This window comes from Streptomyces sp. NPDC000345, assembly GCF_042898825.1.
In the GTDB taxonomy this organism is placed as follows: domain Bacteria; phylum Actinomycetota; class Actinomycetes; order Streptomycetales; family Streptomycetaceae; genus Streptomyces.
Genome location: NZ_JBIAZE010000003.1, coordinates 619,636 through 631,067, shown reverse-complemented (window position 1 = coordinate 631,067; position 11,432 = coordinate 619,636). Strand labels below are relative to the sequence as shown.

At 71.1% G+C, this 11,432-nt stretch carries 10 protein-coding genes and 1 rRNA gene; 1 reads left to right on the top strand and 10 read right to left on the bottom strand.

Annotated elements, in window-relative coordinates; translation table 11 throughout:
• Both ACFY30_RS10365 and ACFY30_RS10360 read right to left on the bottom strand, forming a co-directional pair.
• A 16S ribosomal RNA gene (locus tag ACFY30_RS10365) occupies window positions 1-70 on the bottom strand; the annotation flags it as partial.
• Window positions 71-636: 566 nt separating this feature from the next.
• Window positions 637-1,644, bottom strand: a complete 1,008-nt coding sequence (locus tag ACFY30_RS10360) for a stage II sporulation protein M (RefSeq protein WP_390844712.1) — start codon at window positions 1,642-1,644, stop codon at window positions 637-639.
• A 129-nt stretch (window positions 1,645-1,773) separates the two neighbouring features.
• On the opposite strand from ACFY30_RS10360, the gene ACFY30_RS10355 reads away from it, so the two are divergent.
• Complete coding sequence (locus ACFY30_RS10355) at window positions 1,774-2,769, top strand: RDD family protein (protein WP_390844711.1); 996 nt, start codon at window positions 1,774-1,776, stop codon at window positions 2,767-2,769.
• 16 nt (window positions 2,770-2,785) lie between these two features.
• Here the strand turns inward: ACFY30_RS10355 and ACFY30_RS10350 are convergent, their stop codons facing one another.
• From ACFY30_RS10350 to ACFY30_RS10315, 8 genes are all read right to left on the bottom strand, one after another.
• Window positions 2,786-3,400 carry a hypothetical protein gene (locus tag ACFY30_RS10350; protein WP_390844710.1) on the bottom strand — a complete coding sequence of 205 codons (615 nt, stop codon included), beginning with the start codon at window positions 3,398-3,400 and terminating at the stop codon, window positions 2,786-2,788.
• Between the two features lie 153 nt (window positions 3,401-3,553).
• Window positions 3,554-5,011, bottom strand: a complete 1,458-nt coding sequence (ahcY, locus tag ACFY30_RS10345) for an adenosylhomocysteinase (RefSeq protein ID WP_390844709.1) — start codon at window positions 5,009-5,011, stop codon at window positions 3,554-3,556.
• Window positions 5,012-5,335: 324 nt separating this feature from the next.
• Window positions 5,336-6,316, bottom strand: a complete 981-nt coding sequence (locus tag ACFY30_RS10340) for a cation diffusion facilitator family transporter (RefSeq protein ID WP_390844708.1) — start codon at window positions 6,314-6,316, stop codon at window positions 5,336-5,338.
• Between the two features lie 125 nt (window positions 6,317-6,441).
• On the bottom strand, window positions 6,442-7,593 hold the full coding sequence (gene manA, locus ACFY30_RS10335; protein ID WP_390844707.1) for a mannose-6-phosphate isomerase, class I: 1,152 nt from the start codon (window positions 7,591-7,593) through the stop codon (window positions 6,442-6,444).
• Window positions 7,594-7,679: 86 nt separating this feature from the next.
• Window positions 7,680-8,813 carry an SIS domain-containing protein gene (locus ACFY30_RS10330; protein WP_390844706.1) on the bottom strand — a complete coding sequence of 378 codons (1,134 nt, stop codon included), beginning with the start codon at window positions 8,811-8,813 and terminating at the stop codon, window positions 7,680-7,682.
• Window positions 8,814-8,984: 171 nt separating this feature from the next.
• Window positions 8,985-9,155 carry a Trm112 family protein gene (locus ACFY30_RS10325; RefSeq protein ID WP_109005418.1) on the bottom strand — a complete coding sequence of 57 codons (171 nt, stop codon included), beginning with the start codon at window positions 9,153-9,155 and terminating at the stop codon, window positions 8,985-8,987.
• A gap of 164 nt (window positions 9,156-9,319) precedes the next feature.
• Window positions 9,320-10,684 carry a phosphomannomutase/phosphoglucomutase gene (locus ACFY30_RS10320; RefSeq protein WP_390844705.1) on the bottom strand — a complete coding sequence of 455 codons (1,365 nt, stop codon included), beginning with the start codon at window positions 10,682-10,684 and terminating at the stop codon, window positions 9,320-9,322.
• A gap of 243 nt (window positions 10,685-10,927) precedes the next feature.
• Entirely contained in the window at window positions 10,928-11,350 is a 423-nt protein-coding gene (locus tag ACFY30_RS10315) for a DUF3499 domain-containing protein (protein ID WP_053760356.1), read from the bottom strand.
• Window positions 11,351-11,432 lie beyond the last annotated feature (82 nt).

The window sequence follows — 11,432 nt, the reverse complement described above, 5'->3', positions numbered from 1 at the left end:
ATCGTTCGACTTGCATGTGTTAAGCACGCCGCCAGCGTTCGTCCTGAGCCAGGATCAAACTCTCCGTGAATGTTTACCGGTAATCCGGTGCACACCACGAGAGCGGAACAGTCGAGCGGAATAAGCTCGACCGTTCACAGCGTCCTCGCTGTGTTTATTTCAAAGGAACCTCATCCTCGGCTATCACTGCCGGGGACGGGGTATCAACATATCTGGCGTTGATTTTTGGCACGCTGTTGAGTTCTCAAGGAACGGACGCTTCCTTTGTACTCACCCTCTCGGGCTTTCCTCCGGGCGCTTCCCTTCGGTCTTGCGTTTCCGACTCTATCAGATCTTTTCTCGATCCGATTTCCTCGGTGCTTTCCAGGTTCCCGCTTTTGTTTCGCGGTTTCCTTTCCGGCGTTTCCGACTTTATCAGAAGTTCCGGGCCGCTCTGAACGGCCACTCGTTTTCCGATTCATCGGGAGGGGGCTTCTGCGGAATGAACATTCCGAGTCGCCGATAGGTTCTCACTGTCACCGACCGGGTAGCACCCAGTTCCAGGCAACTGTTCGAATCTACCTCCCCGCGCGCTCCGTGTCAACGGCTCTTGCGGGGCGAAGAGGACACTAGCAGCTCAGCGGGGTCGTTCGCACATCAGGCGGCTGTCGGCACGCTGGCGCTGCGGTCGGCGGCCTCGACGTCTCCCGTGTCGCCGGCGCGGACGGCCCTGGCGCCGAGTACACGCACGTACACGAGGAAGGCCAGTTCGGCCGCGACGCCGATGGCGATACGGGCCGAGGTGGGCAGGCCCGAAGGGGTGACGAAGCCTTCGACGGCGCCGGAGACGAACAGGACCAGGGCGAGGCCGATGGCCATGGCGATCGCGGCTCTGCCTTCTTCGGCGAGGGCCGTACGCCGGGAGCGCGGGCCGGGATCGATGACGGTCCAGCCGAGGCGGAGTCCCGTGCCGGCGGCGACGAAGACCGCAGTCAGTTCGAGCAGACCGTGCGGGAGGACCAGGCCGAGGAAGGTGTCGAGCCGGCCCGCTGAGGACATGAGGCCGGCGCCGATGCCGAGGTTGAGCATGTTCTGGAAGAGGATCCAGAGCACCGGAAGACCGAGGAAGACTCCGAGGACCAGGCACATCGCGGCGGCCTGGGCGTTGTTCGTCCACACCTGGGCGGCGAACGCGGCGGCCGGGTGGCTGGAGTAGTAGGTCTCGTACTGGCCGCCGGGGCGCGTGAGCTCGCGCAGTTCGTCGGGGGCCGCTATGGACGCCTGAACCTCCGGGTGGGTGCCGATCCACCAGCCCAGGAGGGCGGCGACGGCGGTGGAGAGGAGTGCGGTGGGGATCCACCAGTGGCGGGCGCGGTAGACCGCGGCGGGAAAACCGGCGGTGAGGAAGCGGGTGACGTCTCGCCACGAGGCGCGGCGGGTTCCGGTGACGGCGCTGCGCGCGCGTGCCACGAGTGGGGTGAGCCGGCCGGTGAGCTGGGGGTCGGGGGCGCTGGACTGGATCAGGGAAAGATGGGTGGCGGTGCGCTGGTAGAGGGTGACGAGTTCGTCCGCCTCGGCTCCGGTGAGGGTGCGACGGCGGCGCAGGAGGGCGTCGAGGCGGTCCCATTCGGCGCGGTGGGCGGAGACGAAGACGTCGAGGTCCATGGGTGTGCCTGCTCCCTCGGCTGTTCGTCGGCTGCCGGTGGTGGATTCAGCTTGTCGTACTGCGGCGCGATGTGCCCTCAGCTTGGCAGACTGGCTGTTCCAGGGGCAGGCGGGGAAGGGGCGGCGGGCGTGAGTGAGCAGCTGGTGACGGGTGAGGCGGTGGCCTTGGAGCTGCAGCCCGCGAGGCTGCCCAGCAGGGCGCTGGCCACGTTGCTGGACCTGCTTCTGGTCCTGGTCGTCTATGTGGTCGTGAGTGTCGCGCTGACGCTCGCTACCGCTTCCCTGGACGAGGCGGCGCGGATGGCGGTGTCGATCGCGGCGTTCCTGCTGGTTCTGGTGGGCGGCCCGATCGCGGTGGAGACGCTCAGCCGGGGGCGGTCGCTGGGGAAGATGGCGTGCGGGTTGCGGGTGGTGCGGGACGACGGTGGGCCGATCCGGTTCCGGCATGCGCTGGTGCGGGGCGCGCTGGGGGTGGTGGAGATCCTGCTGACGTTCGGGGTGGTGGCGTGTGTCGCCTCGCTCGTGTCGGCGCGGGGGCGTCGGCTCGGTGACGTCTTCGCCGGGACTCTGGTCGTGCGGGAACGGGTTCCGGTGGCGCGGGGTGGGTTCCTGCCGCCTCCGCCGCCGTGGCTGGCGGGGCGGTTCCAGGAGCTTGATCTGTCGGCGGTGCCGGACGGGCTGTGGTTGGCGGTCCGCCAGTACCTGGGGCGGATGAATCAGCTGGATCCGCAGGTGGGCTGGGCGTTGGCGGGGCGGTTGGCGGGTGATCTGGCGGAGCGGACGGGTGTCGCGGTGCCGCCGGGGGTTGCGCCGGCCGCGTATCTGGCGGCGGTGGTGCAGGAGCGGCAGGTGCGGGAGGCTCGGCGGGCCTTCGGGGCTGGTCCTGTCGCGGGCGGCCCGGGTGGGGGTGGGGCTGCGGCAGTCGGCGGGGCGGTCGCCGGGGCGGCGGGTGTCTTCGCGCCGCCGGCGCCGTCCGGGGCCCCCTCGGCGTACGGGCCTGCTGTGCCGTTCGCCCCCGCGGCTGGGTCCGGTGCCTCGGCGGCGGGTGAGCCGTCGGTGGCTGTGGAGGGGGCGGAGGAGGGTCGGGGGCAGGGCCGGGGCACCGGGTTCGTGCCGCCTGTGTAGGGGTGTGGGGTCGCGTTCAGGTGAACGTCGACGGGGGTGATTCGAGGTCCTCGAGTTCGATGCCCGGGGCGGCGAGGACGACGTCGCCGGCGATGTGCACGGCGTGCTGTTCGCCCGTGTCCAGGGCTGTGACCTGGTATTCGTCCACGGTCAGGGGGGCGTTGTCAGTGGGGTGTGTTTCTCTGTTCACCAGGGCCCAGGACTGGTCGACGGTGCGTGGGGCGAGGACGGGGTCGGTGAAGGCGACGAGGCGTACGCGGGTGGCCGCGGAGGAGGGGGTGAGGCGCAGGAGGCGGGTGGTGGCGACGAGGAACGCGGGGGAGGTGCCGGTGAAGGCGTGGGCGGGGGCGTTGCCTTCGGTGGCGTGGGTGCCGGTGGGGTCGGTGCGGACCCAGGTGACGCCGTCCAGGGCTGCGCCGCGGACCTGCCAGCTGCTCGCGTGGAGTTCGAGTCGGATGGGCCGGCCGAGGTCGTCGAGGGTGAGGTCGACGGATCCGGTGTGATCGCCGGTGGGGGTGGTGAGCTGGGAGACGTAGCGCCAGCCGGAGGGGCCGGGGGCGCAGTGGAAGTGCTCGTGTGCGAGGGGGGTGTGGTCGTGCGGATCGTGGAGCGAATATCGGCCGCGGGGCATGGGGGTCCTGGGGGGTGACGGGCTGGTCGGGGCGCCGCGGCGGTCCGGCCGGGGGGCCGAAGGGGCAGGCCCCCGGCACGGGGGTGCGGGGGCCTGTCTCTGAGGTGTTGCTGCTTACCGAGGCGGCTGCGGGCTCGGGAGCTCGCGGTCGGTTCAGTAGCGGTAGTGGTCCGGCTTGTACGGGCCCTCGACCTCGACGCCGATGTAGGCGGCCTGCTCCGGGCGGAGCGTCGTCAGCTTGACGCCGAGCGAGTCCAGGTGGAGGCGGGCGACCTTCTCGTCCAGGTGCTTGGGCAGCGTGTAGACGCCGATCGGGTACTCGTCGGGCTTGGTGAACAGCTCGATCTGGGCCAGGGTCTGGTCCGCGAAGGAGTTGGACATCACGAACGACGGGTGGCCGGTGGCGTTGCCGAGGTTCAGCAGGCGGCCCTCGGACAGGACGATGATCACCTTGCCGTCGGGGAAGGTCCAGGTGTGGACCTGCGGCTTGACCTCGTCCTTGACGATGCCGGGGATCTTGGCGAGGCCGGCCATGTCGATCTCGTTGTCGAAGTGGCCGATGTTGCCGACGATGGCCTGGTGCTTCATCTTGGCCATGTCGGAGGCCATGATGATGTCCTTGTTGCCGGTCGTGGTGATGAAGATGTCGGCCTTGTCGATGACCTCGTCGAGGGTCGTGACCTGGTAGCCGTCCATCGCGGCCTGGAGGGCGCAGATGGGGTCGATCTCGGTGACGATGACGCGGGCGCCCTGGCCGCGCAGGGATTCGGCGCAGCCCTTGCCGACGTCGCCGTAGCCGCAGACGACGGCGGTCTTGCCGCCGATGAGGACGTCGGTGGCGCGGTTGATGCCGTCGATGAGGGAGTGGCGGCAGCCGTACTTGTTGTCGAACTTCGACTTGGTGACGGCGTCGTTGACGTTGATCGCCGGGAAGAGCAGGGCGCCGTCGCGCTGCATCTCGTACAGGCGGTGGACGCCGGTGGTGGTCTCCTCGGTGACGCCGCGGATCTCCGAGGCGAGCTGGGTCCACTTCTGGGAGCCCTCGGTGATGGTGCGGTTGAGGAGTTCGAGGATGACGCGGTGTTCCTCGTTCTCGGCGGTGTCGACGGAGGGGACCTTGCCGGCCTTCTCGTACTCGACGCCCTTGTGGACGAGGAGGGTGGCGTCACCGCCGTCGTCGAGGATCATGTTGGGGCCGCCGGTGGGGCTGTCCGGCCAGGTGAGGGCCTGCTCGGTGCACCACCAGTACTCCTCCAGGGTCTCGCCCTTCCAGGCGAAGACCGGGACGCCCTGGGGGTTGTCCGCGGTGCCGTGGGGGCCGACGGCGATGGCGGCGGCCGCGTGGTCCTGGGTGGAGAAGATGTTGCAGGAGGCCCAGCGGACCTGGGCGCCGAGAGCGACCAGGGTCTCGATGAGGACGGCGGTCTGCACGGTCATGTGCAGGGAGCCGGTGACGCGGGCGCCGGCGAGGGGCTGGGCCTCGGCGTACTCCTTGCGGATGGCCATGAGGCCGGGCATCTCGTGCTCGGCGAGGGTGATCTCCTTGCGGCCGAACTCGGCCAGGGAGAGGTCGGCGACCTTGAAGTCCTGTCGGTTGTCGACAGTCGTCATGGTGAGCTGCTCCTCGGGGGTTGGGTCGAGGTGTGGGTACGGCTGTCTGCGCGGCGGCGGACACAGGGGTGCCCGTCAGGGGACACAGGCATGCCCGCGTGCGCGCAGCGCAGTCCGTCGGAGGCCCTCTCTCCCTCGGCCGGTCCGCAGGGGGACCGCCCGACCGCCATCAGCAGCGACGTCTGGCTCCGTTCCAAGCTACACCGGAGGCGGCGGGCTGCCCCAGTCCGTCTGCGAACAGTTCGCGCCGATCACGGACGGTGAGGGGGAAGGCGGAAGGGCCCGCCGGTGGTGCGGCGGGCCCTGTCGGCGGTGCGGGGAGGGTCAGTGGTCGGCGGGGTGCGGGGCGGGGCCGCCGGGGGTGGCCGCGGGGTCGGGGCCCTTGGCGGCCTCGGTCTCGTTGTAGATGTCGGGCTCGAGGTAGATGACGCGGGCGATGGGGACGGCTTCGCGGATGCGGGCCTCGGCGGCGTCGATGGCGGTGGCGATCTCGGCGGCGGTGTCGTCGTGCTGGACGGCGATCTTGGCGGCGACGAGGAGTTCCTCGGGGCCGAGGTGGAGGGTGCGCATGTGGATGATGCCGGTGACGGTGTCGCCGTCGACGATGGCGGTCTCGATCTTCTTGACCTCTTCGAGGCCGGCGGACTCGCCGAGGAGGAGGGACTTGGTCTCGGCGGCGAGGACGAGGGCGATGAGGACGAGGAGGACACCGATGAGGACGGTGCCGATGCCGTCCCAGACGCCGTTGCCGGTGAGGATGGCGAGGCCGACGCCGCCGAGGGCGAGGATCAGGCCGATGAGGGCGCCGAAGTCCTCGAGGAGGACGACGGGGAGTTCGGGTGCCTTGGCGCGGCGGACGAACTGCGACCAGGAGAGTGTGCCGCGCAGTTCGTTGGACTCCTTGATGGCGGTGCGGAAGGAGAAGCCCTCGGCGATGATCGCGAAGAAGAGGACGCCGACCGGCCAGTACCAGTGCTCCAGCTCGTGCGGGTGCTTGATCTTCTCGTAGCCCTCGTAGATGGCGAACATGCCGCCGACCGAGAAGAGGACGATGGAGACGAGGAAGGCGTAGATGTAGCGCTCGCGGCCGTAGCCGAAGGGGTGCTGGGGGGTGGCCTCGCGCTGGGCCTTCTTGCCGCCGACGAGCAGGAGGGCCTGGTTGCCGGAGTCGGCGAGGGAGTGCACGCCTTCTGCGAGCATCGATGACGAGCCGCTGAACGCGAATGCCACGAACTTCGATGCCGCGATGGCGAGGTTGGCGCCGAGTGCCGCCACGATCGCCCTGGTGCCGCCTGACGCGCTCATGTGTTCGCGTTGTCCCTTCGCCTTCGTACGTGTGGGTCGCCGTCCAGGCTTTTGCCCGTCCTTTGCCGGTGGGTCATTCTTGCAGCCCGCTCCGGCGGCGGCTCGTCAGGTATCCACAAGCGCGGTCAGACAATCACAGTGGCGCGGAAGACCGTGCCGGCGCCGGACAGTTCGGCCTTGTCGCCGGCCGGGACGAAGACCGACCGGCCGGGTGCCAGTTCGTGCTCCCCGGCCCGTACCGTGCCCGCCGTGCAGAGCAGGATCTGCGGGGTCCGGCTGGTGAGGTCGTGGACGGTGCCGCCCTCCGGGAGGACGTAACGGGACAGGCGGAACTCGTCGATGGGGGTCTCGTAGACCTCTTCGCCGTCGGGCGAGGCCTCCGGGCGCAGGATGCCCGGGTCGCCGGGTTCGAAGCGGACGACGCGCAGGAGTTCGGGGACGTCGACGTGCTTGGGGGTGAGGCCGCAGCGCAGGACGTTGTCGGAGTTGGCCATGATCTCGACGCCGAGGCCGCTGAGGTAGGCGTGCGGGATGCCGGCGCCGAGGAAGAGCGCCTCGCCGGGCTGGAGCCGGACGTGGTTGAGGAGCATGGCGGCGATGACGCCGGGGTCGCCGGGGTAGTGGTGGGCGATGCCGGCGTAGGGGGCGTAGTCGCCGCCGAGGCGGTCGCAGGCGGCTGCCGCGGCCGTGACCGTGTGGGTCATGTCCTCGGGGTCGGCGGTGAGGACCGCGGTGAGGACCTCGCGCAGGGCCGCTTCCTCGGGGTGGGCGTGCAGGAGGTCCACGTACGGCTTGAGGGAGTCGACGCCGAGGCCGTCGAGGAGGGCGGCGGCCCGGAGGGGCTGCCGGAAGCCGCACAGGCCGTCGAACTCGGTGAGGGCGCAGATGAGTTCGGGCTTGTGGTTGGCGTCCTTGTAGTTGCGGTGCGGGGCGTCGACGGGGATGCCGCGGCGTTCTTCGTCCTCGTAGCCCTTCCTGGCCTGGGCAAGGTCGGGGTGGACCTGGAGGGACAGGGGGGCGCCGGCGGCGAGGAGCTTGAGGAGGAAGGGGAGGCGGGGGCCGAACCTGGCCACGGTGCGTTCGCCCAGTTCACGCTGCGGATCGGCGTCGATCACGGCGGCGAGTGTGCCGCGCTCGGTGCGTGAGGGTGCGCCCGGGTGGGCGCCCATCCACATCTCCGCCTGGGGTTCGCCGGTCGGCTCGGTGCCGAGCAGGTGCGGGATAGCGGTGGGGGAACCCCAGGCGTAGGGGCGGATGGTGTTGTCGAGGCGGTCCATCGGGTTCTCTGCCTGTCTGTCCGGCCGGCTGGCTGTGTCGTCGGGCTGTGGCGCGGGCCCGGGCGTCGCGCCCGTGTGGGCTTACATCAGGCCTGCGAGGCGAGCGCCAGGTAAACGGCGGCGAAATCCGTGATGGCGATCAGTTCGGCGAGGGTGACGAGTTCGTCGCCGTCGTCCGGTTCGAGTTCGCTGATCGGCGTGTCGTGGCTGAGGGCCAGGTCGCGGGCGGCCGGGGCGGCGGTGAGGCCGCCGATCGGGCGGTCGCGCAGGAGCACTACGCGCGCGTGCAGTGCGGGGGATTCCTCGACGCGGTCGCGGAAGAAGTCGTCCGGGTCGGCGCTCGCGGCGAGGGGGCCGGCGAGGAGGGTGCTGTGTTCGGCGAGGGCCTCGGGGAGTTCGGCGACCAGGGCGGGGCGGCCGGCGAGTTCGGCGAGGGCTGCGGCGAAACGGCGGCCCGCGGGGCCGGCGGAGGTGCCTTCGGTCCAGATGACCGGGAGGGCGTCGGCGAGTTCGGCGGCCAGGGTCTTCGCCGGGTTGCTGTAGGTGGCGATGGCGGGGCCGCAGCGTTCGGCGACGCGGTCGAGGCGGTCGGCGACCTTTTCGAGCGCGTCGGCCGGGGCGGAGAGCAGGGCGACGCGGTCGAGGAGGGCGAGCAGGGGGGTGAACAGGGCCCACAGGACGCCGGGGGCGGAGGCGGCGACGGGCGGCTGCTCGTCGTGTTCGTACGGGGCGGTCGCCATCGGTACGAAGAGGCCGTGCGCGGCGTCGGTGGCCTCGGCGAGGGGCGTGCGGGCGGGGGCCACGGCGGCGACGGTGCAGCCTCGGCGGTAGGCCTGCTCGGCGAGGAGGCTGAGGCCGGGTTCGGTGCCGTCGGGGGTGGCGATGAGGAGGAGGTCCGCGGAGCCGGTCCAGCCGGGGAGTTCCCAGCGCAGGGCGCCCGCGGCGGGGGCTACGCCGGTGGGGGCGAGGCGGATGACCGGGCAGGCGGCGCCGGCGAGGGTGCCGAGGAGGTCGGCGACGCAGGTGGCGGCGGCGCCGGGGCCCGCGATGAGGATGGCGCGGGGGCGGCCGTCCGGTTTGAGGTCGTTGACGCCGGCTTCGGCGGCGTGGCGGGCGGCGGTGCGGACGCGGGCGCCGGCTTCGGCCGCGCCGCGCAGGAGGGCACGGCTGTCGGCCTCGGCGAGGGCCTCCGGCGTGTCGAGCAGCGAGTCGTCGAGCATGGCGGGGGTCTCCGATCGCCGGGGGTCGTCGGGTGGTGGAGGGGTGAGGGCAGGGCCGGGTCCGGCGGCCGGTGTCCGGTGCGTCGGGGCTTGCGGCGCCTGGCGCCGGTTCCCGGGCCCGGTGCGGCTGAGGCCTTCCCGTCCTGCCGCTCCCCGGTCGCGCGGGCGCGGTTACGCGGGGCGGCGGGCCTCGTCGACGAGGAGGACGGGGATGCCGTCACGGACCGGGTACGCCAGACCGCAGTCCTGGCCCGTGCAGATCAGCTCGGAGTCCTGCTCCTTGAGCGGAGCGTGGCAGGCCGGGCAGGCGAGGATCTCCAGGAGGCCGGCTTCGAGCGGCATGGGGTGTCCCTTCGGGTGGTCTGTGGGGTGGGTGGATGTGCCTGGTCAGCGTACCGCTGGTGGGGGTGGGGCGGCGGGCGGTGCGGTGGGGTGCGGGTAGGGGGCGTCGCCCCCACCCGCCCTTGCCCGATGCCGTCTCCAAGGACTTCGGCCCGCCGGAGCGTTCACGCTCGGATGATGGCCAGTGCCTCGTCCCTGATCTTGGCCATCGTGGGTTCGTCGCGGGCTTCCGCGTTGAGGCGGAGGAGGGGTTCGGTGTTGGAGGGGCGGACGTTGAACCACCAGTCGGCGGAGGAGACGGTGAGGCCGTCGAGTTCGTCGAAGGTGACGTCGGGGCGGTGGGCGTACGCCGCCTTGATCGCGGCGACGCGGTCCGCCTGGTCGGTGACCGTGGAGTTGATCTCGCCGGAGCCGGTGTAGCGGTCGTACACGGAGACGAGGGAGGAGAGGGGGGTCTCCTGGCCGCCCAGGGCCGCCAGGACGTGCAGGGCGGCCAGCATGCCGGTGTCGGCGTACCAGAAGTCCTTGAAGTAGTAGTGGGCGGAGTGTTCGCCGCCGAAGATCGCGCCGGAGCGGGCCATCTCCGCCTTGATGAAGGAGTGGCCGACGCGGGTGCGGACGGGCGTGCCGCCGTTCTCCCTCACCACTTCGGCGACGGTCCGGGAGGTGATCAGGTTGTGGATGATCGTGCCCTCGCCGCCGTTCCGGGCCAGTTCGCGGGCGGCGACCAGGGCCGTGATCGCGGACGGGGAGACCGGAAAGCCCTGTTCGTCGACCACGAAGCAGCGGTCGGCGTCGCCGTCGAAGGCGAGGCCGAGGTCGGCCGACTCCTCGCGGACGCGTTGTTGGAGGTCCACGATGTTCGCGGGATCGAGGGGGTTGGCCTCGTGGTGGGGGAAGGTGCCGTCCAGTTCGAAGTACATCGGGACGACGGTCAGCGGCAGGCCTTCGAACACCGTGGGGACGGTGTGGCCGCCCATGCCGTTGCCCGCGTCGACCACGACCTTCAGGGGGCGGATGGAGGTCAGGTCGACGAGTGCGCGCAGGTGCGCCGCGTAGTCCTTCAACGTGTCGGTCCGGGTGACGGTTCCCGGCACGGCCGCGGGCTCGGGGCCGCCTGACTCCGACCAGCGCTCCACCAGGGCGCGGATCTCGGCCAGGCCGGTGTCCTGGCCGACCGGGGCGGCGCCGGCGCGGCACAGCTTGATGCCGTTGTACTGCGCCGGGTTGTGCGAGGCGGTGAACATCGCGCCGGGCAGGTTCAGGGCGCCCGACGCGTAGTAGAGCTGGTCCGTGGAGCACAGTCCGATCAGGGTGACGTGCACGCCGAGGGCCGCCGCCCCGCGCGCGAAGGCGCCGCTCAGGCCGGGTGAGGAGGGGCGCATGTCGTGGCCGACGACGATCGCCTCGGCATCGGTCACCTGGGCGAAGGCCGCTCCGAACAGTTCGGCGAGGGACTCGTCCCACTGGTCCGGGACCACCCCGCGTACGTCGTACGCCTTCACGATCTGCGACAGATCAGCAGCCACGGGCCAACCTTCCTCAAAGTCCTGTTCAGTCGCCACAAACTACCCGGAACGGCTCACCGCCTGCTGTGAGTCGGCCCGGTGGGCCCGCAGAAGCAGCCTTGCGCGCTAACCGGAGACACGCCAGGACGGGGTCCTGGCGGCCTCGGGGCCGGATTCCGGGTCACGGGAGCAGCGCGCTCGGCGGGGGCGGGCAGCGGGGGCTGCTCGCGGCGGAGGACGCCGCTCGCGCCGGAGGTGCGGGGCTCAGTTGTCCGGCGAGCGCAGGACCCGCAGGTGGCCGCGGCGGGCGACTTCCATGGGGTCCGCGGCACGACCGCCGCCACCGGCCTGCGCCGCGCGTTCCTGCGGGCGGGCCGCCTCACGGACGGCGTTGGCGAGCGCTTCCAGATCGTCGCCGCTGGGCCGTGCCGGAGCCGAACCGTCCAGGAGCCGGACGACCTCCCAGCCGCGCGGGGCGGTGAGGCGCTCGGAGTGTTCGGCGCACAGGTCGTAGCAGTGGGGTTCGGCGTAGGTGGCGAGCGGGCCGAGGACCGCGGTCGAATCGGCGTAGACGTACGTCAGCGTCGCGACGGCGGGTCGGCCGCAGGCGGTTCGCGAACAGCGACGTACAGGGCTCACGACGTTGGACGGTACCGCACTCTTGAGCGGGCCGCGACGACTCTCCACCAGGTCACTCCACCGTGTCGTGTTGTGAAACGCCCCACGGGCCTCTCCAGTCATACCTCGCTGACCTGCACGAACACCAGTC

What these genes read in the sequence shown, in the direction of transcription:
- ACFY30_RS10360 (WP_390844712.1), bottom strand. Translation starts at nt 1,644, where the DNA reads ATGGACCTCGACGTCTTCGTCTCCGCCCACCGCGCCGAATGGGACCGC.
- ahcY (WP_390844709.1), bottom strand. Translation starts at nt 5,011, where the DNA reads ATGACGACTGTCGACAACCGACAGGACTTCAAGGTCGCCGACCTCTCC.
- ACFY30_RS10330 (WP_390844706.1), bottom strand. Translation starts at nt 8,813, where the DNA reads ATGCTCGACGACTCGCTGCTCGACACGCCGGAGGCCCTCGCCGAGGCC.
- ACFY30_RS10325 (WP_109005418.1), bottom strand. Translation starts at nt 9,155, where the DNA reads ATGCCGCTCGAAGCCGGCCTCCTGGAGATCCTCGCCTGCCCGGCCTGC.
- ACFY30_RS10340 (WP_390844708.1), bottom strand. Translation starts at nt 6,316, where the DNA reads ATGAGCGCGTCAGGCGGCACCAGGGCGATCGTGGCGGCACTCGGCGCC.
- ACFY30_RS10350 (WP_390844710.1), bottom strand. Translation starts at nt 3,400, where the DNA reads ATGCCCCGCGGCCGATATTCGCTCCACGATCCGCACGACCACACCCCC.
- manA (WP_390844707.1), bottom strand. Translation starts at nt 7,593, where the DNA reads ATGGACCGCCTCGACAACACCATCCGCCCCTACGCCTGGGGTTCCCCC.